Raw genomic sequence first — 25,390 nt, forward strand, 5'->3', positions numbered from 1 at the left:
GCACGTCGATGATCGATAAAGTTCCTATGACCCTTTCGGGCCATACCCGTCTTGAAGAAGAATTGAAGCACCTCAAGAGCGTCGAGCGCCCCTCTATCGTCAAGGCGATTGCCGAGGCACGCGAACATGGCGACCTTTCGGAAAACGCCGAATATCATGCCGCGCGCGAACGCCAGAGCTTCGTTGAAGGCCGTATCGAAGAGCTTGAAGACAAGATCAGCCGTGCCGAAGTGATTGACGTTTCCAGCCTGAATGGAAAGTCGGTGAAGTTCGGGGCCTGGGTGACGCTGGTCGATGAGGATACCGACGAGGAAGTAAAATACCAGATCGTTGGCGAGGATGAGAGCGACATCAAGGACAAGCGCATTTCCGTTGGCTCGCCGCTCGCGCGCGCGTTGATCGGAAAAAGCGTGAATGATTCGGTCGAGGTCACGACTCCCGGCGGCACCAAGTCATACGAAATAACAAAAGTCGCCTTTAAATAACCGCTTTTTCTGCACATATTTTTTAGGAAGCAAAGCTGGGCGAACCGCGCGCGGTTTACCTTAAGCCTTTGCTAACCCTTCGCCCGGTATACCGTAACGGTAGCCCCACCAAGTGTGCATTCATGGACCCAACGCAGGCCGTTACCGTAGTCGATGAGGTCATGACGCTGGGCGTGCCCGAACTTGTTCGTCTGCATGGCGACTGGTTCTACCTGATCACCTTCATATGGACCATGCTGGAAGGCGAAACCTTCGTCATCTTCGCCGGCATGGCGGCGTTTCACGGCTATCTCGAGCCGCATTGGCTGGTTCTTTCTGCCTGGCTCGGCAGCTTTGCCGGCGACCAGGTTTGCTTCTATCTCGGGCGCCGGTATGGGGCGCGTGCCCTGGATAAATTTCCCAAATTGCAAAAGCCCCGTCACGCCCTCATCAAATGGATAGAAAAACATACCACCGCATTTATCCTGAGCTACCGGTTCATGTATGGGCTGAGAAATATAAGCGCCATTATGCTCGGTATGACATCCATATCATGGGCGCGTTTTGCCGCGCTCAATTTCGCGGCTGCGTTCCTTTGGTCGGTTTCATTCGTGGCTATGGGCTATATTTTCGCCGATACCGCCAAGGATATTGTCGAGAGTTCGGCGGTCGGCATTACGATTGCCATCGTTCTGGTTTTTGCCTTTGCGCTGACAGTGCGTGCGGTAACGCGCCATGTCATGGACAAGGTAATTAGCAAATCAGACGGCGCTGGCTAGCACCTGCGGCCTTTGTTTTTCATGCTGCTCGAATTGCAGCGTCGCCAGCCTGGCGTACAACCCGTTTTGTCCGATCAGTTCATGGTGCGTGCCCGTGGCCACGAGCTTGCCCTGATCGATGACCGCAATTCTGTCGGCATTCATCACGGTCGCGAGCCGGTGGGCGATGATCATGGTCGTGCGGCCCTCCATGAGCTTGGCCAGCGCTTCTTGCACATAGCGCTCGCTTTCCGCATCGAGCGCTGAGGTCGCTTCATCCAGCAACAGCAGGGGGGGGTCGCGCAGGATCGCGCGGGCAATAGCAATACGCTGGCGCTGGCCGCCCGAAAGTCGCACACCTTTTTCGCCAAGAAAACTATCGAGCCCTTGCGGCAATTGTTCAAGGAATTCGAGCGCGTGCGCGGCGCGGGCCGCTTCCAGTATCTTTTCCTTGCTGGCGCCGGGCATGCCGTAGGCGATGTTGTCCCACGCATTGGCCGAGAAAATGACAGGGTCTTGCGCCACAAGGCCTATGCGCAGCCTGATCTGTGCCGGGCTGGTCATACGCAAATCGATGTCATCGAAAGAAATGCTGCCTTGCTGGGGGTCGTAGAAACGCAATAGCAACTGGAATAATGTAGTTTTTCCGCCTCCGCTTGGCCCCACAATCGCGAGCTTCTCGCCCGGCTTTACGTCAAGCGAAAGCCCGCGGATTGTCGGGTGATCCGGCCGGGAAGGGTAAGCGAAGGTGACATTGCTGAAGCTGACATGCCCGGTGGCGGGACGCGGGAGATCAGCCGGGTTTTCCGGCGCCTTGATGTGTGGCGTGGTCACAAGCAGATCAAAAATGCGCTCAACCGCGCCCGCCGCGCGCTGCACATCGCCAATCACCTCGCTGAGGGCGCCGACGGCGCCGGCAACAAGCACGGCATAGAAAACGAAGGCGGAAAGCTGGCCTGCGCTTATCTGCCCGTTCAAAACATCATGCCCGCCGACCCAAAGGATCAGGCTGATAGCGCTGAACACAAGCGTGATTACGATCATGGTCAGCAACGCGCGCGCGCGGATGCGCTTGATTGCGGCCGTCACGGCGGCAAGGACATGCTTGCCGAAATTTTCCCGTGCGACATCTTCATAGGTATAGGCCTGTATGGTTTTGATGCCGTGCAGCGTTTCATCGGCATAGGCGTTGATGTCGGATATGCGGTCCTGGCTGATGCGGGAAAGGGCGCGAACCTTGCGGCCGAATATGATGATCGGCACGATTACAAGCGGCACCACCAGAAGCACCATGCCGGTCAGCTTAAAGCTGGTTACGGCAAGCATGACCAGCCCGCCGATCAGCAAAAGCGTGTTGCGTAGCGCCATGGAAATGGATGAGCCGACAACATGTTGCAACAGCGTCGTGTCTGTTGTGAGGCGGGCGAGTATGTCGCCGGTGCGGGCGGTTTCGAAATAGGCGGGGCTAAGCCGCAAGATGTGGCCGTAAACCGCCGTGCGCAGATCGGCGACCACCCGTTCGCCTATCCATGACACGAACGAAAAACGCGCGAAGGTTGCGATCGCAAGCACGATGATGACACCCATGAGCGTAAGCAAGGTCTGGTTCAGCATATCGGCGTTGCCGGCGATCAACCCTTGATCGATCACCGCCTTGAGTACGGAGCCGATCGCAAGCACTGTCCCGGCCGCGACAATAAGCGCGAGCGAAGCCAAGGCGATCTGGCGCCAATAGGGGAGCAGATAGGGCATAAGCTGCCGCAGAGCCCCCATGCCGGGTTCGGAGGTATTTGGGGCCTGATTTTGTTGCGTTGATGTCATGGGGCCATGTTCTAGCAGAAGGGCAGGGAATATTACTAATATATTGAAATATAACAACTAATATCAAAAGTTATAGTATGTGTAACATTTTCTGGTAGCAAATATCTAATATTTAGGCTGTTATGCCGCGCCTGTAGGGGCTGGACAGGCAGGGGCGCAAATAATACAGAAGTGCCTCCGTCCCGGCGGCTGATTCCCGCTTCTGGTCGAAGGCCCCGATAGTGCCGGTCACAACCGGTATATGTCATCAATTTAGGAAAGGTTTCTCGCATGAGTGATGTTGCTGAACGCGTTAAAAAGATTGTCGTCGAACATCTCGGTGTCGAAGCGGCAAAGGTAACCGAAAACGCCAGCTTTATTGATGACCTGGGCGCAGACAGCCTCGACACCGTCGAGCTGGTCATGGCGTTTGAAGAAGAATTCGGCGTTGAGATCCCTGACGATGCGGCGGAAAAGATCCTGACCGTCAAGGATGCGATCGACTTCATCAATCAGCGCAAGGCCGCTTAACAGCCCGCCGTTTTTCTGCTTTTTTTGAAACGCGACCGCTTGGCTGCTATGATGGCCAGATGACGGTGTGCGTTAGAGGGGCATTGGAGAGCACATGTTAAGGCGTGTGGTCGTTACAGGCATGGGGATCGTTTCGCCGCTTGGCAGCGGCGTCGATCATAACTGGCGTCGTCTGATCGCCGGCGAAAGCGGTATCGACCGGATCAAGGGTTTTGAAGCAGAAGATCTTGCTTGCAAGGTCGCGGGGCAAGTGCCGCGCGGTACCGGTGCTGGCGAAATGGACCTCGATTCCATCATTCCTCCCAAAGACCAGAAGAAGATGGACGCCTTTATCCATTTTGCGGTCGCGGCGGCGGCCGAAGCGGTTCGGGACAGCGGCTATGTTCCGGCCAATGACGAACAGAAGGAACGCACGGGCGTTCTGATCGGTTCCGGCATTGGCGGGCTGCCGGAAATATACGATACATCGGTGACGCTTAAGGATCGCGGCCCGCGCCGCGTCTCGCCGTTCTTTATCCCGGCCAGCCTGATCAACCTCGCGTCCGGGCAGGTTTCGATTGTTTACGATTACCGTGGTCCCAACCATTCTGTCGTCACCGCCTGCGCCAGCGGCGCGCACGCGATCGGCGATGCCGCGCGGCTGATCGGCCTCGGGGATGCCGATGTGATGGTCGCGGGCGGGGCTGAATCCGCAGTATGCCGGATCGGGATTGCCGGATTTTGCGCGGTGCGCGCGCTTTCCACATCCTTCAACGACCAGCCGACCAAGGCTTCGCGCCCCTATGACAAGGACCGCGATGGTTTCGTCATGGGCGAAGGCGCGGGCATCGTGATGCTTGAGGAATATGAGCATGCCAAGAAGCGCGGCGCGCGTATCTATGCGGAACTAATCGGCTACGGCATGTCGGGCGACGCCTACCACATGACGGCCCCGGCTGAAGACGGCAATGGCGGTTTCCGTGCCATGCGCTCCGCCCTGCAGTGGGCCAAGATTGCCCCCGCCGATATCGATTACATCAATGCTCACGGCACATCGACGCCACGCGGCGATGAAATTGAAGTCAAGGCGGTCAAGCGTCTGCTTGGCGATGCGGTTGGCAAGGTTTCAATGTCTTCAACCAAATCTTCGATAGGCCATCTGCTTGGCGCCGCCGGCGCGGTGGAGGCCATCTATTCAATCAAGGCCATCAATGACGGCATAATCCCGCCCACGCTGAACCTTGAAAACCCGTCGGAAGGCGTGGAAGGCATCGACCTCGTGCCCCATAAGGCCAAGGAAAAGAAGATGCGCATCGCGCTTTCCAATTCGTTCGGTTTCGGCGGCACCAATGCCAGTCTGGTTTTCAGGGAAGTTCAGTAGCGCCCTTGGTGCGGCGGCGGCACGGGCTTCAGCATAGTGCCTGATGCGTCATATTTCGCCAATATGCGGTCTATCACACCATCGAGCATCAGTTCGTCCAGCGCGGTGTTGACCATATTTTGCAAACGATATTCCCCGGCGGGAATGGAGAAGGTAAGCGGCACGAGCCGGACGGGCTTGTTTGTTAGCGCCCTTAGCTTTCCTGGATTGGTTTTCTCGAACGTCGTGAAAGAAGGCATGTCGGTGAAGGTTACATCAGCCTTGCCGGTCATGACATTCATAAGAAGGTCGCTGGCGTTGCTGGAAGCGGGTAGCTCAACCGCAGCGGCCTTGGGATAGCGGCGCGCCTGGATCATGGCCGAGGTTTCGCCATCAATGACGGCTACCTTCACTGCAGGATCGTTGATCCATCCGAGCTCACCTTGCCTGACATCTTCATTGCGGACAACCGCGACGATGGAAAAATAGCCGTAAGGTTTGGAGTATTCGATATATTTACCGCGCTTGGCGTTTGGCCAGCCGCCGGTACATTCGATGTCATAGCGGCCGTTGTTCAGATCCTGCATGTATGTCGCAAGGTTGAATTCCTGCTGCATGACGAGTTTAAGTTCTAGTGCGGCAGCAAGGGCCTGCGACACCTCATATGTGACGCCGCCGAATTCCCTGGTGTTGATATCCTTCGTTACCATGGGCGGCCAAACGATATAGCCGCAGCCCAGCTGGCCGCTGGCGATAACGCGATCATAGGTTTTGTTGGAAGCCGCTTCGCCAGCATGTGCCGGTAAGGTCCAAAACCCGAATGCCAGTAAAAGAATAACGCTGTTGGCTGAATTGAACTTCTTCATGGCGGCCTTCATTATCAGACTTCAAACTGTTCTTGCAGCATGCGCTCTTCCAGGTTGGCTTCCGGGTCGAACAGGACCGTGACGGCCATATCGTCCACCTGTCGCACGTCCACGCACCTGACATCGCGCACTTCGGTAAAATCGGCCACCGCACTGACCGGGCGTTTTTCGGGTTCCAGAATATCGAAGCGCAGCGTGGAGTCCGCCGGCAGCACAGCACCGCGCCAGCGGCGCGGGCGAAAAGCGCTGATCGGCGTCAAGGCCATCACATTGGCAGTAAGCGGCAAGATGGGGCCGTGGGCAGAAAGGTTATAGGCCGTGCTGCCTGCCGGGGTGCTGGCAAGCACGCCGTCACATACCAATTCTTGCAGCCGCGTGACTCCATCGACCGTAATCTTGATGTGCGCGGCTTGCCGCGTTTCGCGCAACAAGGAAACTTCGTTGAAGGCATAGGCTTCGGCCTTACCGCCATCGTTGCTGTGTGCGATCATATGCAGCGGGTGAAGTTCAACCATTTGCGTACGGGTCAGGCGGTCGGGTAAATCGGCCCTATCGTAGGTATTGAGCAAGAAGCCAACCGAACCGTGCCGCATGCCGTAAACCGGCTTTTGCAGTTTATGGGCCTTATGCAGTGTTTCCAGCATGAAGCCATCGCCGCCCAGCGCCACGATAATATCCGCCTTTTCCGGCGTTTGTTGGCCATACAGCTTGGTCAGCTCGTTCAGCGCAACTTGCGCCTTGGGCTGTTCGGCGGCGAGGAAGGCTATTTTTTCTGACATATCCACAGCTTTCATAAGCTCTATGGGCCGAAGCGTTAAAGATTTCGTAACCAGTGTCAACGCAGGATTAATATACAGAGAATTCAGGAGTTTCCATGCAAATCGATATCCGGGTGGTGGAGCTGTTGTCCTCCAAGATATGCCACGACCTGATCAGCCCGGTCGGTGCGATCAACAACGGCGTTGAGCTGGTCAATGATGTCGGCGGTGGCGTGGTGGATGAAGCCATGAAGCTCATCGGCGATAGCGCGGGGCAGGCATCGCGCAAGCTGCGCCTGTTCCGTCTTTGTTATGGCCGCGCCGGAAGCGAAGGTAACCTTACGGTCAAGGACGCACGGAGCGTTGTCGAGGAATACCTCGAGCACGGCAAGATCAAGCTTAGCTGGCCTGCCGGAACACCGAGCGAGATGTTTGTTCAGAATCGCGGCGCGCTGAAGCTGCTGATCAACACAATCATGCTGGCGGAAGAAACGCTGGCCTATGGCGGGTCCATAACCGTGGCCGCGCCGGAAAACCCGGGCGACGTCTCATGCAAAGTGGAAGCGGCGGGCAGGGGCGCGACGGTCCAGCCCGTAACCGTGGCTTGTCTGGACGGCAAGACGCCGGTCGAGGAAGTAACGCCGCGTACGGTCCATGCCTATATCGTTTCCCGCTTCTCCGAACATTTTGGCATTAAGCTGAAATATAATACCGGGGTATCTGAAAAGGTTACGTTTGTATTATCTAAATCGATATAATTCATAAGAATATTGCCTTCCGGTAAGGCCTTATTAATCATTGGTAACCACTATAGGGGGCAAGGATTCCACACCCCCTTCCTTGTGCCTGATTCAGGCGATAGCGTTCCATTGAGGCTGCCATGGATGATCTGCTTAGCGAGTTTCTGACCGAAACCAACGAAGGCGTTGCACAGCTCGACGTGCAGCTTGTCGAATTAGAACAAAATCCTTCGAAGGAATTGCTTAGCAGCATCTTTCGCCTCGTGCACACCATCAAGGGTACTTGCGGGTTTCTCGGATTGCCGCGTCTTGAAAAAGTGGCGCATGCCGGTGAAAACGTGCTTGGAAAATTTCGCGATGGCGAATTGCCGGTTACGCCGGAAGCCGTCAGCCTGATTTTTCGCTCCATGGATACGATCAAGGGTATCCTGAGCGCACTTGAACAAACTGAAAAAGAACCGGAAGGCGATGATACGCAACTGATCGCCGATCTTAATGCGATGGCAGATGGTAAAGCCGCTGCCGCTCCGGCAACGCCTGCCGAACCTGCTGCCGGCCATGCGCCGGTTGTGGAAGAAAGCGCCGAGCCCATGGCCGCTGCGCCTGCGGAAGTAACCGAACAGCAAGAAGCCGCCGTGCCCGCGGTTGCGGAAACTCCGGCAGAAGTGCCGCCGGAAACAGTCAAGGCGGCAGCGCCGCCTGCGGCCGCCGCTGAAGGCGCGGCCAAAGAGTCCAGCCTCGCGCAATCGATCCGCGTGAATGTGGATGTGCTCGAAGATCTGATGACCATGGTGAGCGAGCTTGTGCTGACCCGCAACCAGCTTTTACAGATATCGCGTATGCAAAAGGACAGCGAATTTACGCCGCCGTTGCAGCGCCTTAACCACGTGGTTTCGGAACTGCAGGAAGGCGTTATGAAGACGCGCATGCAGCCCATCGGCAATGCATGGTCGAAGCTGCCGCGTATCGTGCGCGACCTGTCGATCGAATTAAAAAAGAAGATCGACCTTCAGATGCTTGGGGCCGATACCGAACTTGACCGCCAGGTTCTCGAAATGATCAAGGACCCGTTGACGCATATGGTGCGCAATTCGGGGGATCACGGTATCGAAGGGCCCGCCGACCGCATCAAGGCCGGCAAACCGGAAACGGGCCGCATTACGCTGAACGCTTATCACGAAGGCGGCCATATCATCATAGAAATATCGGATGACGGTAAAGGTTTGCCGATCGACATGATCAAGAAAAAGGCGGTCAAGAACGGTCTTGCGACGGAAAGCGAACTTGAAGCGTTGAGCGATCAGCAGATTATGCAATTTATCTTCAAGCCGGGTTTTTCGACAGCAGCGCAGGTCACCAGCGTTTCCGGCCGTGGCGTCGGCATGGACGTGGTAAGAACGAATATCGAAAAAATCGGCGGCACCATAGATATGAATTCTGTCTATGGCAAGGGTTCGCGCTTTTTGATCAAAATTCCGCTGACACTGGCGATCGTTTCGGCGCTTATTGTCGAATGTGCCGGCGAACGTTTCGCCGTGCCGCAGCTTAGCGTGATCGAGCTGGTGCGGACATCTGCACGCAGCGAATACAGGATTGAGCATATCAATAATGCTTCCGTCCTGCGTCTGCGCAACCGCCTGTTGCCGCTTATTTCGCTGCGCGAACTTCTGAAGCTTGAAGACAACAACGCGGAACGCAAGGAAGACGAATGCTTTATCGTGGTGGCGCAGGTCGGCGCTTCGACCTTCGGCATCATGGTTGACCGGGTTTTCGATACCGAGGAAATCGTGGTCAAGCCGGTTTCGCCCATTCTTCGTCATATCAACATTTTTTCCGGCAACACCATTCTTGGCGACGGCAGCGTCATCATGATCCTTGATCCGAATGGCATTGCCAGCAATGTCGGCGAGATCCAGGGCGCCGCACTGGATGGCGCGGACGCGCAGGCAAGCCAAAAATCCAAACAAGGTTCGCGGCAGGCATTGTTGCTGTTCCGTGCGGGCAGCAAGGCGCCAAAAGCGGTGCCACTGGCGCTTGTCGCACGGCTTGAGGATGTCGATATGGAAACCGTTGAACTTTCGAACGGCAAGCCGGTCGTGCAGTATCGCGGGAAGCTAATGCCGCTTGTCCCGATACAGGAAGGTTATGAAATCAAGCGAACGGGCAACCAGCCGGTTCTGGTTTTTGCGGATAACGAGCGTTCGATGGGCCTGATTGTCGATGAGATTGTGGACATCGTCGAAGACAATATGAATGTCGAGCTTTCCACCGACAAGACCGGTCTGATGGGGAGCGCGATCATTTCAGGCAAGGCCACGGACGTGATCGATATCGGGTACTACCTCGATCTCGCGTTCCCCGACTGGTTCGGGGTCAAGGATGAAGATACGTTTGGAGAAGAAAAGACGAACAATATTCTTCTGGTTGATGACAGCCCGTTCTTCCGTAATCTTCTGACCCCGCTGCTTACCGTTGCGGGTTATAAGGTAACGACCGCGGAAAACCCGCTGCAGGCGATCAAGCTGATGGAAGGCGAACAGCTTTACGATGCGGTCGTCAGTGATATCGAAATGCCCGGCATGAACGGCTTTGATTTTGTGACCAAGCTTAGGCAGGACGAAAAGTGGCGCGCCACGCCCGTGATCGCCATGTCTTCGCATACCACGCCGCGCGATCTTGAGCGCGGCCGCCAGGTCGGGTTCACGGATTATGTCGCCAAATTTGACCGCGAAGGGTTGCTGCAAGCGCTGCATCATTCGCTGAAGGTGGGAGGCACGGCATGAACATGCAACTTCCTGCCACCGAAGTTAAAAGGGGCTCTAGCCCGACGGTGATCGAACGCAACGATTTTGTGACGATGACAATAGCGGGTCAGCTGTTCGGCATTCCCGTTCTGCAGGTGCAGGATGTTTTGTCGCCGCAGAAAATCACAAAAATTCCGTTGGCGCCGCCTGAAGTTTCCGGCTCGCTGAACCTGCGCGGGCGGATCGTGACCGCGATCAATCTGCGCACCCGCATGGGCTTGCCGCCAAGAGAAGGCAAGGGCGATGGCATGAGCGTTGTGGCCGAGTTCAAGGACGAACTGTATAGCCTGATGGTCGATCAGGTGGGCGAGGTTATGAGCCTCAATAGCAGCGATTTTGAACAAAGCCCGCCCACCCTTGATCCTCGCTGGAGAGAAGTTTCCACGGGCATCTATCGCCTGGACGGCAAGTTATTGGTTGTGCTGGACGTTTCGCGGCTTCTAAACTTTATTAAGTCCGAAGCCGTATGATACCATGGGACGATAGAGCAAGGGCAAGCCCGCATGAAATCCTGTCTTATTGTCGATGATAGCCGCGTCGTCCGTAAGGTCGCCCGCAAGATATTCGAGGATTTGGGTTTCACCTGCCTTGAGGCGGAAGACGGCCAGCAAGCGCTGACGGAATGCCAGAAGCAGCTGCCGGAAATGGTGCTGCTTGACTGGAATATGCCTGTTATGAACGGGCTCGAATTCCTGCTGGCCATGCGCAAGCTTCCGAACGGCAACGGGCCGGTGGTTGTGTTCTGCACGACCGAGAACGATATGAGCCATATTCAGAAGGCTCTTGCGGCCGGTGCAAACGAATACATCATGAAGCCGTTCGATAGTGACATCATCCAAAGCAAGCTTTCCCAGCTTGGTTTGGCGGCGACATAGCTGGGCATGATGGAAACAGGAGCTAGCAACACACAAGTGCAATCAGCTGTGCATGCCGGAGCAGGAAAGCCCACAGGCGGTTTACCTTACCGTGTTATGGTGGTCGAAGATTCGATCGTTATTCGTGGCCTGATTTCACGCGCACTTGAAAGTGACCCCGATATCAAGGTCGTTGCCTCCGCTGCCGATGGCGAGATCGGCATCCGCATGCTCAAGAAAATGCCGGTTGATGTCATCGTGCTTGATATCGAAATGCCTGTCATGGACGGCATGACCGCGATCCCGCATTTGCTGGGCGTTGATCCGGCGGTCAAGATCATCATGGCATCCACGTTGACGCTGAAGAACGCCGAGATCAGCATGAAGGCGCTTGAGCTGGGCGCTTCCGATTATGTGCCCAAGCCCGTGACTTCGCGCGAATTGACAGCGGCAGTAGATTTCAAGCGCGAACTTGTCGATAAGGTCAAGGTTTTGGCCGTGGCTGCACGCAGGGCGGGTGTGCGCCGCGCCGAACCCGAAGCTCCCGCCTTTCGTGCATCGCAGCCGGGCGCACAACCGGCCGCAGACCAAGACACAAGAAGCGCATTCAAGGATAAGCCCGCCCCGCCAGCCAAAGTCGTGACGTTGCGCACGCACCCGATCATTAAACCCGATATTATCGCGATCGGCAGCTCGACCGGCGGTCCGCAAGCGCTTTTTAAGGTCATCAAGGATCTTGGCGCGGATTTGCAGCAGCCTATCGTGCTGACGCAGCACATGCCGCCATCCTTCACGACCATCCTTGCCGATCATATCAACAAGCATTGCGGCGTGCCGTGCAGCGAAGCCAAAGATGGTGACGTGCTGACGAAGGGCAAGGTGCTGCTTGCGCCAGGCAATTACCATATGACCATCGTCAAGAACCCGGCCGGGCAGCATGTTGTGAAGCTGAACCAGGAACCGGCAGAAAATTTTTGCCGCCCCGCGGTGGACCCCATGCTGCGTTCCCTGTTGCCGTTGTTCGACAAAAGAATACTGGTCGTCATCCTTACGGGCATGGGGCAGGACGGGATGAAGAGCAGCGATTTGATCGTGCAGGCGGGCGGTAGCGTTATTGCGCAGGATGAAGCCACCAGCGTGGTGTGGGGGATGCCCGGCGCTGTCGCGATGGCGGGGCTTTGCTCGGCGGTTCTGCCGCTTAATGACGTGGGCGGCTATGCGCGGAAGATCGCTTTGGGGATGAAGCCATGAGGCCGGAAGATTTCGACCTTTTCTCGACCATCGTGAAGCAGCGTTCCGGCCTCGTGCTGACGCCCGAAAAAGCCTATTTGCTTGAATCGCGCCTGATGCCGGTCGCGCGCAAATGGAACCTTAAAAACCTTGACGATCTGGCGGCTTCGATCCGGGCCAAGCGGGAAGAAGCGCTTCTGCGCGATATGACGGAAGCGATGACGACAAATGAATCATCTTTTTTCCGCGATCAACGGCCGTTTGACCAGTTCCGGCAAGTGGTATTACCCAAATTGCTGGAAACGAGGGCCGGCAAGAAGCACATTCGCATTTGGTCGGCCGCTTCTTCGAGCGGGCAGGAAGCCTACACGCTGGCCATGCTTTTGAACGAAGACAAGGCCCGGCTTGCCGGCTGGCGGATAGAAATTGTGGGCACCGATCTTTCCAGCGAAATGGTCGAGCGTGCCCGCAGCGGCATCTATACGCAGTTCGAAGTGCAGCGCGGTCTGCCTATCACCTTGCTTGTGAAATACTTTACGCAGCAGGGCGACAAGTGGCAGATCAATCAGGATATCCGCAACATGGTCAGTTTCAGGGAAATGAACCTGTTGCAGGATTTCGGCCCCATAGGGGTCTTTGATGTCGTGTTTTGCCGCAACGTGCTGATCTATTTCGATGCGCAGACCAAGGGTAAGGTCCTGGAATCGATCAGCCGCGTGATGACGCCCGATGGCGTATTGTATCTGGGCGGAGCCGAAACCGTTCTGGGGATTACCGATAAATTCAAGCCGTTGGAAGGCCAGCGTGCGCTCTATGTCCAGTCAAGCGCTTCGGCGGGTCTTTATGGGGCTCCGGCTGGCGCCGCACCTGCGCAGCCAGCCACAGGCACAGTGGCCCGTTAAATTCGATATAAAAGGTACCTGGAAGGTTAGCCCGCAACCGCCGCGCTTGTTTCGCTCGGGGATTTGCCATCGCTGGCGGCATTCGGGTCGCGCAGCACGTAGCCACGGCCCCATACCGTCTCGATGTAGTTGTCGCCCCCGGCGGCCGTCGCCAGCTTTTTACGCAGCTTGCAGACGAACACGTCGATGATCTTCAGTTCCGGCTCGTCCATACCGCCATAAAGGTGGTTCAGGAACATTTCCTTGGTCAGCGTCGTGCCCTTGCGAAGGCTCAGAAGCTCAAGGATGCCGTATTCCTTGCCGGTAAGGTGGAGGGGCTTGCCGTCCACTTCGACCGTACGGGTATCGAGGTTGACCATCAGCTTGCCGGTGCGGATCACGCTGTCCGAATGGCCCTTGCTGCGGCGGATGATCGCGTGAATACGCGCAACCAGTTCGCGGCGGTCGAAAGGCTTGGTCAGATAATCGTCGGCGCCGAAGCCAAGACCCTTGATCTTGTTGTCGAGTTCCGACAGGCCCGACAAAATTAATATCGGTGTCGAAACTTTCGCGGCGCGAAGCCTGCGCAGAACTTCATACCCGTCAATGTCGGGTAACATGAGATCGAGTACGATGATATCGTAATCGTAGATCTTGCCGATCTCGAGGCCGTCCTCACCGAGGTCGGTCGTATCGACAATGAAACCTTCGGCTTGCAGCATGAGCTCGATGCTTTTTGCGACCGAGGTATCGTCTTCAACGAGCAGAACGCGCATGGCACCCTCACTATGGTTATCTGCTTTAATTATTACGTCACGCGTATGAGCAGGCGAGGAGCCAAGACTCGCGTAACACTCTTTAACAATTTACACTAATTAACCAAAAATGTTAACAAAACATGAAAATTATTAATATTTACACATGTTTATTAAGTTTATTTCTCGTTTACCAATAAAGTCATACACTTAGTTAAGGGAGCGAATCTGCCGTGGGAATAGATCAAAACCGCCTTGTGGCAAATATCGAAGCCATCTCATCGACGCGCGTTTTCGGACGCGTGGCCGCGGTGCAAGGCTTGCTGATCGAAGTTGCCGGGGTCGAACGCCACCTTTCGGTGGGGGGGCGCTGCAATGTGATCGCGCGCGGCGGGCGCAAGGTTCTGTGCGAGGCCGTAGGCTTTCGTGAAAACCGGGCACTGTTGCTTCCCTATAGCGTGATCGACGGCATCGGGCTTGGGTGCAAGGCGGAGGTGGCGGATGCGCAGCCTGTCGTGTATCCGAGCGAAGCGTGGCTTGGCCGGGTTATCAATGCCCTGGGCGAACCGATTGACGGCAAGGGACCGTTACCGCGTGGCACCGTTCCTACGCCCATCCGCAACACCCCGCCTTCGGCCCATGCGCGGCAGCGGGTTGGGGAAAAGCTCGATCTTGGTATCCGGGCCATCAACAGCTTCCTGACATGTTGCCGCGGACAGCGCATGGGTATTTTCGCCGGTTCCGGCGTCGGTAAATCCATTCTGATGTCGATGGTGGCACGCTATACGTCGGCCGATATATCGATCATCGGCCTTGTGGGCGAACGCGGGCGCGAGGTGCAGGAATTTATCCATGACGATCTGGGGCCCGAAGGCCTTGCGCGCAGCATCGTGATTGTCGCCACATCAGACGAAGCGGCGCTGCTGCGCCGGCAGGCGGCCTATATGACGCTGGCGCTCGCCGAATATTTCCGCGACGACGGCAAGCAGGTGCTGTGCCTGATCGACAGCGTGACCCGTTTTGCCATGGCGCAACGTGAAATCGGCCTCGCGGCCGGCGAACCGCCGACGACAAAGGGCTACCCGCCCACGACCTTTGCCGAATTGCCCAAGCTGCTTGAACGCGCCGGGCCGGGCGAGGCGGGCAAAGGTGCGATCACCGGCCTTTTCACCGTGCTTGTGGACGGCGACGATCATAACGAACCGATTGCCGATGCCGTGCGCGGCATCCTTGATGGGCATATCGTGCTGGAGCGCGCGATTGCCGAGCGCGGGCGTTACCCCGCCATCAATATCCTGCGCAGCATTTCGCGCACCATGCCTGCTTGCAACAGCGACCGCGAGAACGAGCTGGTGACGCGTGCGCGCCGTTACCTTGCGGCCTATGAAAACATGGCCGAGCTGATCAGGCTCGGCGCCTATCGCCGCGGCAGCGACCCGGAAACCGACGAGGCGATCCAGTATTACCCGGTGGTCGAGGATTTTCTGCGTCAGGACAAGGCCGAGCGCGATAATCTGGGGGAAGGCTATGCCAAGCTGGCCGGGGTGCTCGGCGTGCAATGGCCATAACGCGCCATGAAAAGCATCGCCACGCTCATCAAATTGCAGAAAAGCCGGGTCGATGAACAGCGCCAGATTCTGGCGGAACAACAATCCATTCTCGATCGCATTGAACAGGAAGTCGTGCAGCTTGCAACCCAGCAGGCAATCGAACAGGAAGCCGTGCGCGCCGCGCCGGAAACGAGCAGCACATATGGCGCTTTCGTAAAATGGGCGACCGAACGCGCCCGGCAACTGGAAGTTGCGCGTTTTGCGGCGGTTGCGGCCGTGGAGCAGGCGCGCGAGGTGCTTGCCGAACTGTTCGAGGAACAGAAGCGCTATGAAATCGTTGCCGCCAACCGTGCCGCCGAGGAAGAGAAAGAAAAGTTGAAGCAGGAGCAGGGCGAGCTGGACGAAACCGCCGTGATGAACTATGAGCGCAAGCAGAGGGAAGGAAAATAACCCGGCATGCCAGACAAACAACGCATCATGATGTGCGCGCCTGATCATTATGAGGTCAGTTACGTTATCAATGCCTGGATGGAGGGGCAGATCGGCCGGGCGGACCGCACGCTGGCCGTGCGCCAGTGGAACGATTTGCATGCCATTATCGCGCGCTATGCCGATATTGTGCTGCAACCTCCGCAGCCCGGCTTGCCCGATCTCGTATTCACGGCCAATGCCGGTTTCGTGATCGGCGATATTGCTGTGGTCAGCCATTTTCGCAATACCGAGCGCAAGGGCGAAGAAAAATACGACCACGAATTTTTTAAATCAGCCGGTTTCAAGATCGCCGATTGGCCGAAGGACGCGCTGTTTGAAGGCGCGGGCGATGCGCTGCTTGATCGCGGCGCAAGGCTGATATGGACGGCCTATGGCCTGCGTTCCGATGCCCGTGCCGCCACGCTGCTGGGACAGGTTTATGGGCGGGAAGTTGTGACGCTTAAGCTCGTCAACCCGCACTTCTATCACCTCGATACCTGTCTGTGCCCGCTTACGGGCGGCTATGTGCTTTACTACCCCGATGCCTTCGATGCCGAAAGTCGCGGCAAGATTGAGTCTGTTGTGCCGGCGGGCAGGCGTATTGTTGCCAGCAAAGAGGATGCTTTTGCCTTTGCCTGCAACGCCGTTGACCTTGCGCCGCGTGTTGTGATGGGTAATGCCAGCGAAGGGCTGCAACAGGCGCTGCGCGCCAAGGGCTTTGATCCCATCGTCACCCCGCTGGGCGAATTCATCAAGGCGGGGGGCAGTGCCAAGTGCCTTACGCTTAAGCTGGTTGAGGAATAAGTTTAAGCCAGCCGGCCATAACCCGGATTTTTCTTGATTTTACCCCGATTTCCGTCATTTTAGCGCCAGACAGATATTCCGGGGGTAAGCATGCAGGTACAGGAACTCAAGGGCCAGACAATCGCTTTCGCCGCATCCGGCGGGCTCGATAGCTGCACGATCACGCATTGGCTGACATCGCTGGGCGTCAAGGTTGTCGCCTTCACGGCCGATCTTGGCCAGCCGGACGAGGTGGATTTCGGCGCAATCGAGAAGCGCATGCGCGCCAGCGGCGCGGTCGATTATGTCGCGGTGCCGCTGCAGGAACGGATGGCGGAAGCCGGGCTTGAGGTCGTGCAGGCGCAAAGCACCTATGAAGGCCGTTACTGGAACACCACCGGCATGGGCCGCGTGGTAACCGTAAGTGGCTTGCTGCCCGAAATCGTGAAGCGCGGGATCAAGATATTCAGCCACGGCGCGACCGGCCGCGGTAACGACCAGATCCGCTTCCAGCTTATGACCAACATGCTGCAACCGAGCATGGAAGTGTATGCCCCGTGGCGTGACGAAGAATTCCTGAAGCGTTTCCCCGGCCGCCAGCAGATGATCGCTTATTGCGAACAGCAAAATGTGCCGATCACGGCCACGCGCGAGAAACCCTATTCGACCGATGCCAACATGCTTGGCCTTACGCACGAAGGCGGCAAGCTGGAAGATATCACCACCGCACCGGATATCGTGACCCCGGGCATGGGCGTGTGGGCCAGCGATGCGCCCGCAAAACCCGAAGAAGTCGTGATCCGGTTCGAGAAGGGCCGCCCGGTCCAGATCAACGGCGCCAAGGTGAACGGGTTGCAAGCAATGCTGCAAGCCAACCAGATCGCCGGCAGGCACGGCGTGGGCATCGGCGCGCACCTGGTCGAAAACCGCTTTATCGGCGTTAAATCGCGCGGCGTGTATGAAGCGCCGGGCATGGAATTGCTTGGCACGGCTTATGCGTATCTGGTTCAGCTCGTGCTCGATCGCCGTTCGCGCGAAATCTTCGATCAGCTCGGGCTGCTGTATGCCAAGCAGATTTATCAAGGTTATTACTACGATCTGTGCTCGCAGATGATCAGGGCTTCGCTTGAACAGGTTACGCGCCTTATTACGGGTACGATAACCTTGCGGCTGTTGCGCGGCGTTGCCCAATATGTAAAGGCCGAAGCGGCGCCGCATTCGCTCTTCACGCTGGACGGTTCGATGGAAGCGGAAGGCAGCTTCAACCACGCGGATTCGGAAGGGTTCCTGCGCGTGCTGGCCGTCAATGCCCGCGCCATCGCGGCGACCAAGCAGCTGAAAGGCTAGGCCAGCGAAACCGCTTCGTGCGGCGCATTCAGGAATCCTATCCAGTTCCCGCGCCCGTGCTGGAAATTTATATTTCCGGCGTAATTGATCAGCACAAGCGCGTCGCTGAACGCGCCCTGCAGGTCGCGCTCCAGCCCCCGCCCAAGATCGCGATCGCTGCGGATAATCAGATCAAGCTTTTTCGGCTGCACGAAGCCATCGAGCTGCATCGCGCCAAGACGCGTGAAAGTCACGTCGATCAGGAAACGCGTTTGCTGCGCTTCCTTTTTGTCCTCGGCCGTTTCCTGCCCGGCTTTGTGACGATCGCGGTGCACATACAAATTCAGCGCACTCATGCCGAATTGATCGAGGAAGGGCAGGTGGTAGTGCCGCCATTCGCCTACTACCGGGTCGGTTGCGGTGCGGACGCCGCCGCGCAGCTCATCCGACAGCAACTTGAGCAGCGCATGCTTGCCTATTTTATCGAGTGCTTCGCTCGCGCGCTGCCCCAGCAACCCGCGCACATCGCCCTGGTTCAGGGCCGAAAAGAGAAACAGCATCGCGCTGCTCATTTGCTGGCCGGGCTGGGGGATACGATTTTGCACGATCTGCTGGCGCAGGCCGGGGTCGATGCTGCCGAGGGCATCGAGCACCTGCTTCAACGCCGGCCATTCGGCACCTTCGGCCAGTGTCGGCAGCGCTGTATCGGGCCGGGCCGTTGCAATGGTGCTTAAAAGCAATTGCGTGCCCACGGGCCAATTGGCGGCCTGCCGCACGAAAAGCGTGTTTTCCCCGGCATTGACCACGACCTGCCCACCGGGTGTGTTGGCGATCACGGTCGCGAGGATTTTATCGCCCGTTGCTGTCAGCTTGGCTTGTGCCCCGGCGGCCACGGCATTCAGGTGGAAATTGATGTTCTGGCCGGGCTTGAAGGTGATGGCGGTGCCTGCCGTTGCGTTGAGCGTACCGGCAGCATTTTGCTGACCTTGCGGCAGAGATGTGGGTGCACGCGCAGCCACTTCACTTTGCGCGGCAGGGTGAAGAATGCTGCCAGTGGTGTTTTGCAGATAGCTGACCGATTGCTGCGTGAAATTTCTAATTTGCTGCAAAAGCCCGCTGGTTGCCGTTTGCAAGGGTTGCTGCTGAATGGTTTGCTGCGCGGCGGGGGCGAATTGCTGGAATAATTTGCTGGCGTCCTGCGGTAGAACGAAGGCCGTCAGGTTTTGCCCCGGCTTTATGGCGGACGAGGCGGCAGAGTTCGTTGCCGCCGCTTGCGACCGTGTTTGCACGGGCTGGTTGACATAATCGACCAGAAGCGTGGCCTTGGCCGGCGGGTTGCCCGGCTGAAGCTGGATATAGGCGTTGCTTTTATCGGCCTGCAGCACGCTAAGCAGCTGTTGCAGCTGCTGGCTTTTGATTTGCTCGAACAGCGTTCTGGGAAGCACGAGCTGCACATCACCCTGCGGGGTGCGGATTTGCGCCTGACCGGCCTCCAGATTCGTCGTGAGCGTGCCGCCAAGCAGGAGCTGGCGTTCAAGTTTTATGAGCTGCTGCGGCAACTGCTTGACAATGGTTTCAATGGCGGCGATTTGCTGCGCGACCGTGACGGGCAGCGCAAGTTCGGGCGGCAGTGCGGCCGGGATGATATCCACCATGGCCGTCGCCTTTCCGGGCTACCCGAGAATTTCTTTGGCGATTGCCTGCACGTCGCTTGCGGCATCGGAGACGGGCGAGCGGACAAGCAGCGAGGTTTGGGCGCGGATCGCATCGCGCACCTTGGCGTCGCGCCTTATGATGCCGGCCAGCGGCGGCGTGTATTGCAGGAAGCTTTCGCAAGCCTTCTTGATAGTTTCGTATGTTTTTTGTCCGTCTGCCTTGTTGGTTGCCATATTGACGATCACGCGCATGTCGGCCTTGGGGTTGGCGGCGCGACCGAGCTTGATGAAGGCGTATGCGTCCGTCAGGGAGGTCGGTTCGTCGGTGATGACGACAAGCGTCGTTGCCGCAGGCCCGGCAAGCTGGCGTACCGAACGATCCACCCCGGCGCCGAGATCGACGATAACCCGGTCATAGTTGTTCGCAAGAGTCATCAGATCGTTGCGCAATTCAGCGAGGCGCTGGGTTGCAAGTGTCGCAAGGTTGCCGGAACCCGAACGGCCCGCCAAAACATCGAACCCGCCTTCTTCATAGCGGGTAATCGCGCCGGGCAGGGTGGTTTTGCCTTCGATGACCGCGCCGAGATCCAGTTCGGGCGTAAGGCCGAGCTGGATATCCACGTTCGCGAGCCCGAGATCGCCATCGAACAGCAGAACGCGCTTGCCGGCTTTGGCGAGCGCGCTGCAAAGGGTAATCGAAAACCATGTCTTGCCGACGCCGCCTTTGCCGCTGGCGACCGCGAGCATGTTGGGCGCTGTAAGCGGGGCGGGGGTGGCACCGCTGCCTGCGTGAGGTGTGAAGGAAATCGGGTCGGCCATGGTCATTCTCCGCCTTATGCGTGGGTTCCGGTTGGTTTGTTGCTGGTTGCGCCTTGCTGCTTGCTTTCGGCTTCGGGAAGCAAAAGACGAGCGGTGGAAACAGGGTTGAGCGATTCAAGCGGCTTCGTGACGTCCGGCGAGCGGCTGATGCCTGCCAGCGGCAATTTCGTTTCATGCGCTATGCTCAGCGCGCTGCCGAAGCGGCGCGTCATGTCGCCGCGGGTAAGCAGGATGCTGCTCGCGCCCAGTTCACGGAAGGCGGCGGCAAGGTCGCTTCCTTCCTGTATTTCATAGCCTGCGGGCATGACCAGCACGGCTTCCACGTCGTTCTTGGCCAGCATATCTTTAAGGTCTTTTCTGTCCTGCTTATCAAAAGGGTTGCAGCCGGCGGTATCGATCAGCACAAGATTGCCGCCGCCATGCACGCTAAGCGTATCACGCAGCGCCCCCGCATCTTCAATTTCAAGCAGCTTCAGTTTCAAAAGATTGGTGAAGGCCGCAAGCTGGCTAATGCCGCCCGCCCGCACTGTGTCCGTCGTGATAACGCTGACGGGCTGGCCAAGCATTTTGGCGGCCGTTGCCATTTTGGCGGTGCTCAGGGTTTTTCCTGCGCCAGGCGGGCCGATCAGCATAAGCGGCTTGGTCGCCTTGCCGTCCAGGATCGGGCGGAACTGCATATGGGCGTCGAATGCGGCCGCGAGCGCGAGCACAGGGTCGTTCGCAGCATAGTGCACAGCCGTGGCCAGAAGCTTTTCCGAAAGCACGGCGGAAAGGCCGTGCTTGTAGAAACAATCAGCGAGCCCTTCAATCAGGTCGTTATCTGTATCGGTATCGGGGACCATGGCGGCGGCGCGCGCCATGCCATTGGCCTTGACCGCAACTTCGTCAACCGCGGCGGTCACGCGGACGCCGCCCATATCGTCGTCGCGCGTGGCAACGATGATCGCATGATCGCCGAGTGCATCGCGCACCTGACGCATGGCGTCTGTCATGTTTGGACCGTGGAATGAGCGTAACCGCATATTAAATCTGGCCTAACGTTTTAATTTTTGCTTTTGGATGAATTTCATTCTGCGACAGGACAATCGTTGCCGGGCGGAAGCGCTCGATTATTGAGCGCACATAGGGACGGACGCCGGGGCTGGTCAGCAGCACGGGAGAATCGCCCATCTGGGCATGCCTGTCATAGGTTTCGCGCACGCCGCGAATAAATTGCTGCAACTTGCTGGGCGGCATCGCGAGCTGCTTTTCTTCGCCATTGCCCACAAGCGATTCGGCGAACGCTTGCTCCCATTCGGGCGAAAGGGTCAGGATGGGCAGAAAGCCTATATCATTGGTGTGCGAATCCGATATCTGCCGCGAAAGGCGGGAACGCACATGTTCTGTAATTGCCGTCAGATTGCGGGTGATGCCGGCGGCTTCGGAAACGCCTTCGAGTACGGTCGGAAGATCGCGGATCGATATGCGTTCGGCCAACAGATTTTGCAGAATACGTTGCAGCCCGCTGATCGTGATCTGGCTCGGGATAACGTCGGCGACCAGTTTTTGTTGCTCGGTGCTCAGCTCGTCCAGCAACTTTTGGGTTTCGCTGTAGGATAGAAGCTCGGACATGTTGTCCTTGATGCTTTCGGTCAGATGCGTTGTGATGACCGTAGGCGGATCGACAACGGTATAGCCCTTGAACAAGGCTTCTTCGCGATATGTCGCATCGACCCACATGGCGGTAAGGCCAAAGGTCGGTTCCGTGGTCGCTTCGCCGGGCAGGGCTATGGCTTCGCCGCGCGGGTCCATCACCAGCAGCATGCCGGGGCGCAGCTCGCCGCGCCCGGCTTCAATCTCTTTGATGCGGATCACATAGGTATTGGGCGGCAACTGTAAGTTATCCTGTATGCGCACCGAGGGCATCACAAAGCCCATATCGCCGGCCATCTGGCGGCGCAGGCCCTTGATCTGGTCGGTCAGCTTCTGCCCGGCTTCACTGTTGATAAGCGCGAGCAGGGCGTAGCCAAGTTCAAGCCGGATAAGATCGATAGACAGGGATTTGCCGATCGGCTCTTCATGCATAGCCGGCGGGGCAGCCATGGCCGCCGCACTTTCCGCCATGGCCTGCGCTGCGGCTTTCTTTTTCTCGCTGGCACGGAAACCGGCATAGCCGATCACGCCACTAAGCAGCATAAAGGGCAGCATCGGCATACCCGGTACGAGCGCCAGCGTCATCATGGTGATCGAGGTAAGGCCGAGCGCGGCGGGGTAACCGCCTAGCTGGCCAAACATAGCTTTATCGGTTGTGCCGGTCATGCCCGCTTTGGAAACCAGCATACCGGAAGCCACGGAAACCAGCAGGGCGGGGATCTGTGTTACGAGGCCGTCACCGACCGTGAGCTTGACGTAGGCATCTGCCGCTTCCAGGACCGGCATATCGTGCCGAAACGTACCGATGGTGATGCCGCCGATAATGTTGATCAGCGTAATGACGATGCCGGCGATGGCATCGCCGCGCACGAACTTGGCGGCACCGTCCATGGAGCCGAAGAAGTTACTTTCATCTTCCAGCTCCTTGCGGCGCAGCTTGGCTTCCTGCTCATCAATCAGGCCGGACGAAAGATCGGCGTCGATCGCCATTTGCTTGCCGGGCATGGCATCCAGGGTGAAGCGCGCCGCCACTTCGGCGATACGGCCCGAACCCTTGGTGACCACGATAAAATTCACGAGCGTGATGATAGAAAAGACGATAACGCCGATGATAAAATCGCCGCTCATGACGAAGCTTGAAAAGGCCTTCACGACCTGCCCGGCGGCCTCTTCGCCGTTATTGCCTTCGCTCAGGATCAGACGTGTCGTGCCAAGATTGAGCGAAAGCCTGATCAGGGTGGCAACCAGAAGCACGGTCGGGAAACTGCTGAATTCCAGCGGCTTGCCGATAAAAATGACCGTCATAAGAATTATGACGGCGAAGGTGATGGAAAGCGACAAGCCTATATCAACCAGAAACGGCGGAACCGGCAGCACGAGGGCGCACAAAATAACAAGCAGGCCAATGGCAAGCCAAATGTCGCCGCGTGTAAGAAGGGCGCCGAACCCGCCCGAGGCGGAATCGCCGGTGCCGCCGCCCGCTTCGCCGCCGCCGGAATCCGTGGTCGCAACGCTGCGCTGCGTCGGCATCGTGGCCGGCACGGTTGCGGTGCTCGCCGTGGTGGTTATTGCGGTGGGCTCAGCCATTTTTCACCTGCGGTCAGGATGCCGCGCGTTCTTCGCCCGAAGGCGGCGGTGGAACGGGCGCACCCGATTCACTGTACTGCTTCAGCTTGTTGCGCAGCGTGCGGATCGATATGCCGAGAATGTTTGCCGCATGCGTGCGGTTGCCAAGGCAATGATCGAGCGTGTTGAGGATAAGATCACGCTCCACATCGGCAACCGTTTTGCCGACCAGTGCGCCCGTATCGCCCTGGCCGTCGGCGCGGTCGGCCGCGATCTGGGCGGCGATGCCGGCGGGCGTGGGGCTGCCGTTCGGCGCGAAGCTTTGGCCGGAAAGCAGGATGCCTTCCGGTTCAATAACATTGCCCTTTGCCAGCAACACGGCGCGATGCATGGTGTTTTCAAGTTCGCGCACGTTACCCCGCCAATGATGCTGCTGCAGCATTGTGGTCGCGGCGGGCGAAAGACTGCGCGGACCTAGCCCGTTGGCTTGCGCGTATTTCTGGATGAAATGTTCGGCCAGGGCGCTGATATCCGTAGGCCGTTGACGCAGCGGCGGCAGAATAAGGTTGACGACATTAAGCCGGAAGTACAGATCTTCGCGGAAGTTCTTGGCTTTGACTTCGGCTTCAAGATCGCGGTTCGATGTGGCAATGAGCCGGATATCGACCCTGATCGGCTGTGTGCCGCCGACGCGGTCAATTTCGCGCTCCTGAATGGCGCGCAGCAACTTGGCCTGCAGGCGCAAATCCATCTCGCTGATTTCATCAAGCAGAAGGGTGCCGCCATTGGCTTCTTCGAACTTGCCTATGCGGCGCGCGACGGCGCCGGTGAAGGCGCCCTTTTCATGGCCGAACAGTTCGGATTCCAGGAGGTTGTCCGGGATAGCCGCGCAATTCACGGAAACGAAGTTGTTGTTGGAACGCTTGCTCTTGCGGTGGATGTAACGGGCCATGACTTCCTTGCCGGTACCGGACTCGCCCGTGATTAACACGGAAGCATCGCTCGGGGCGATTTTGTCGGCCAGCTCGACCACCGGGACCATCGCCCTGTCGCGGGCAATGACGAGATTGCTTTCTTCGGCAACCGCTTCAAGGACGGCCGCGATAAGTTCGGCATCCGGGGGCAGGGGAACATATTCCTTCGCACCGGCGCGGATAGCGCGCACGGCAGCGCTGGCATCGGTGCCGATGCCGCAAGCGACGACGGGAACGATAATACGCTCGGATTTAAGGTTTTCGATCAACTTGGCGATATCGAGCTTTATGTCGCACATCACCAGATCGGCGCCCTTGCCGTCGCGCAGCGCGTTCAGCGCACCATCGATGCTGTCGATATGCGCGACCTTGGCGCCGCGCGTGACGGCAATACGACCGGCTTCGGTGATGTATCCTTCAAGATGACCGACGATAAGAAGACGCATAATGTTTCCTCGTTTCCGACTAACTTGTTACTGGGCCTCGGCCTTGATGATTTCTGTCATCGTGATCCCGAGGCGGTCTTCAACGACCACAACTTCGCCGCGCGCGACCAGGCGGTTGTTGACATAGATGTCGATGGCTTCGCCGACCTTGCGGTCAAGTTCGATCACGGCGCCGCGGCCAAGTTTCAGCAAATGGCTTACGGGCATTTCCGATTTGCCAAGCACGGCCGAAACCTGAACCGGGATGCCGTAAACCGCACCCAGGTCTTCGACCGTGGCGGGGTTGCCATCGACCATATCCGTGCCGCCCGAATCCAGCTCGGTCAGGGTCAGCGAATCCTTGGCATCGTCTTTGCCGGTGCCGGGGTTTTCTGTATCAGCCATTTCG

General features: G+C 57.7%; 24 protein-coding genes. 14 read left to right on the plus strand and 10 right to left on the minus strand.

What is annotated here, in order from left to right; all coding sequences use genetic code 11:
- Positions 1–11: 11 nt before the first annotated feature.
- On the plus strand, positions 12–485 hold the full coding sequence (greA, locus tag GC131_04185; GenBank protein MBI1273266.1) for a transcription elongation factor GreA: 474 nt from the start codon (positions 12–14) through the stop codon (positions 483–485).
- Between the two features lie 122 nt (positions 486–607).
- The gene (locus GC131_04190) at positions 608–1,243 is read left to right on the plus strand and encodes a DedA family protein (protein ID MBI1273267.1); all 636 of its coding nucleotides are present in this window, start codon (positions 608–610) and stop codon (positions 1,241–1,243) included.
- Here GC131_04190 and GC131_04195 read toward each other — a convergent pair.
- Complete coding sequence (locus tag GC131_04195) at positions 1,226–3,043, minus strand: ATP-binding cassette domain-containing protein (GenBank protein MBI1273268.1); 1,818 nt, start codon at positions 3,041–3,043, stop codon at positions 1,226–1,228. The genes GC131_04190 and GC131_04195 overlap by 18 nt on opposite strands.
- 270 nt (positions 3,044–3,313) lie before the next feature.
- On the opposite strand from GC131_04195, the gene GC131_04200 reads away from it, so the two are divergent.
- Together GC131_04200 and fabF are read left to right on the plus strand one after the other, a co-directional pair.
- The gene (locus GC131_04200) at positions 3,314–3,553 is read left to right on the plus strand and encodes an acyl carrier protein (protein MBI1273269.1); all 240 of its coding nucleotides are present in this window, start codon (positions 3,314–3,316) and stop codon (positions 3,551–3,553) included.
- A 94-nt stretch (positions 3,554–3,647) separates the two neighbouring features.
- Positions 3,648–4,913, plus strand: coding sequence for a beta-ketoacyl-ACP synthase II (gene fabF, locus GC131_04205; protein MBI1273270.1), 1,266 nt, complete (start codon positions 3,648–3,650; stop codon positions 4,911–4,913).
- Here the strand turns inward: fabF and GC131_04210 are convergent.
- Both GC131_04210 and GC131_04215 read right to left on the minus strand, forming a co-directional pair.
- Positions 4,907–5,770, minus strand: a complete 864-nt coding sequence (locus tag GC131_04210) for a transporter substrate-binding domain-containing protein (GenBank protein MBI1273271.1) — start codon at positions 5,768–5,770, stop codon at positions 4,907–4,909. The genes fabF and GC131_04210 overlap by 7 nt on opposite strands.
- 2 nt (positions 5,771–5,772) lie before the next feature.
- Positions 5,773–6,537 carry an NAD kinase gene (locus GC131_04215; protein MBI1273272.1) on the minus strand — a complete coding sequence of 255 codons (765 nt, stop codon included), beginning with the start codon at positions 6,535–6,537 and terminating at the stop codon, positions 5,773–5,775.
- 95 nt (positions 6,538–6,632) lie between these two features.
- Between GC131_04215 and GC131_04220 the strand changes: the two genes are divergently transcribed.
- The 6 genes from GC131_04220 (at position 6,633) to GC131_04245 (ending at position 13,046) form a co-directional block, all read left to right on the plus strand.
- Positions 6,633–7,274, plus strand: coding sequence for a hypothetical protein (locus tag GC131_04220; GenBank protein MBI1273273.1), 642 nt, complete (start codon positions 6,633–6,635; stop codon positions 7,272–7,274).
- 122 nt (positions 7,275–7,396) lie between these two features.
- Positions 7,397–10,039, plus strand: a complete 2,643-nt coding sequence (locus GC131_04225) for a response regulator (protein ID MBI1273274.1) — start codon at positions 7,397–7,399, stop codon at positions 10,037–10,039.
- Complete coding sequence (locus tag GC131_04230; protein ID MBI1273275.1) at positions 10,036–10,530, plus strand: chemotaxis protein CheW; 495 nt, start codon at positions 10,036–10,038, stop codon at positions 10,528–10,530. The genes GC131_04225 and GC131_04230 overlap by 4 nt, the downstream gene beginning before the upstream one ends.
- 33 nt (positions 10,531–10,563) lie before the next feature.
- Positions 10,564–10,935 (plus strand): response regulator, encoded by a 372-nt coding sequence (locus tag GC131_04235; protein MBI1273276.1) that lies wholly within the window; start codon positions 10,564–10,566, stop codon positions 10,933–10,935.
- A 96-nt stretch (positions 10,936–11,031) separates the two neighbouring features.
- Positions 11,032–12,165 carry a chemotaxis-specific protein-glutamate methyltransferase CheB gene (gene cheB / locus GC131_04240; protein ID MBI1273277.1) on the plus strand — a complete coding sequence of 378 codons (1,134 nt, stop codon included), beginning with the start codon at positions 11,032–11,034 and terminating at the stop codon, positions 12,163–12,165.
- Complete coding sequence (locus GC131_04245; protein MBI1273278.1) at positions 12,162–13,046, plus strand: methyltransferase domain-containing protein; 885 nt, start codon at positions 12,162–12,164, stop codon at positions 13,044–13,046. Before cheB ends, GC131_04245 begins: the two co-directional genes overlap by 4 nt.
- A 26-nt stretch (positions 13,047–13,072) precedes the next feature.
- Here GC131_04245 and GC131_04250 read toward each other — a convergent pair whose 3' ends face one another.
- On the minus strand, positions 13,073–13,801 hold the full coding sequence (locus tag GC131_04250) for a response regulator (GenBank protein MBI1273279.1): 729 nt from the start codon (positions 13,799–13,801) through the stop codon (positions 13,073–13,075).
- Positions 13,802–14,013: 212 nt separating this feature from the next.
- Between GC131_04250 and fliI the strand changes: the two genes are divergently transcribed.
- From fliI to argG, 4 genes are all read left to right on the plus strand, one after another.
- A complete protein-coding gene (gene fliI, locus GC131_04255) occupies positions 14,014–15,348 on the plus strand; it encodes a flagellar protein export ATPase FliI (GenBank protein ID MBI1273280.1) in 1,335 nt (444 codons plus the stop codon).
- 6 nt (positions 15,349–15,354) lie between these two features.
- Positions 15,355–15,780, plus strand: coding sequence for a hypothetical protein (locus GC131_04260; protein MBI1273281.1), 426 nt, complete (start codon positions 15,355–15,357; stop codon positions 15,778–15,780).
- Between the two features lie 6 nt (positions 15,781–15,786).
- Positions 15,787–16,605, plus strand: a complete 819-nt coding sequence (locus GC131_04265; protein ID MBI1273282.1) for a nitrate reductase — start codon at positions 15,787–15,789, stop codon at positions 16,603–16,605.
- Between the two features lie 90 nt (positions 16,606–16,695).
- Positions 16,696–17,931, plus strand: coding sequence for an argininosuccinate synthase (gene argG, locus GC131_04270; protein MBI1273283.1), 1,236 nt, complete (start codon positions 16,696–16,698; stop codon positions 17,929–17,931).
- On the opposite strand, the gene GC131_04275 is transcribed toward argG, so the two are convergent.
- The 6 genes from GC131_04275 to fliN all read right to left on the minus strand — a co-directional run bounded on the left by GC131_04275 (position 17,928) and on the right by fliN (position 25,386).
- Complete coding sequence (locus GC131_04275) at positions 17,928–19,565, minus strand: hypothetical protein (protein MBI1273284.1); 1,638 nt, start codon at positions 19,563–19,565, stop codon at positions 17,928–17,930. The genes argG and GC131_04275 overlap by 4 nt on opposite strands.
- 18 nt (positions 19,566–19,583) lie before the next feature.
- On the minus strand, positions 19,584–20,384 hold the full coding sequence (locus tag GC131_04280; protein MBI1273285.1) for a P-loop NTPase: 801 nt from the start codon (positions 20,382–20,384) through the stop codon (positions 19,584–19,586).
- 14 nt (positions 20,385–20,398) lie between these two features.
- The gene (locus GC131_04285) at positions 20,399–21,406 is read right to left on the minus strand and encodes a GTPase (GenBank protein MBI1273286.1); all 1,008 of its coding nucleotides are present in this window, start codon (positions 21,404–21,406) and stop codon (positions 20,399–20,401) included.
- 1 nt (position 21,407) lies between these two features.
- Entirely contained in the window at positions 21,408–23,546 is a 2,139-nt protein-coding gene (gene flhA / locus GC131_04290; protein ID MBI1273287.1) for a flagellar biosynthesis protein FlhA, read from the minus strand.
- Between the two features lie 70 nt (positions 23,547–23,616).
- Complete coding sequence (locus GC131_04295) at positions 23,617–25,002, minus strand: AAA domain-containing protein (GenBank protein MBI1273288.1); 1,386 nt, start codon at positions 25,000–25,002, stop codon at positions 23,617–23,619.
- A 27-nt stretch (positions 25,003–25,029) separates the two neighbouring features.
- Complete coding sequence (fliN, locus tag GC131_04300) at positions 25,030–25,386, minus strand: flagellar motor switch protein FliN (GenBank protein ID MBI1273289.1); 357 nt, start codon at positions 25,384–25,386, stop codon at positions 25,030–25,032.
- Positions 25,387–25,390: the final 4 nt, after the last annotated feature.

It is taken from the genome of Alphaproteobacteria bacterium (assembly GCA_016124955.1).
Lineage (GTDB): Bacteria > Pseudomonadota > Alphaproteobacteria > UBA9219 > RFNS01 > RI-461.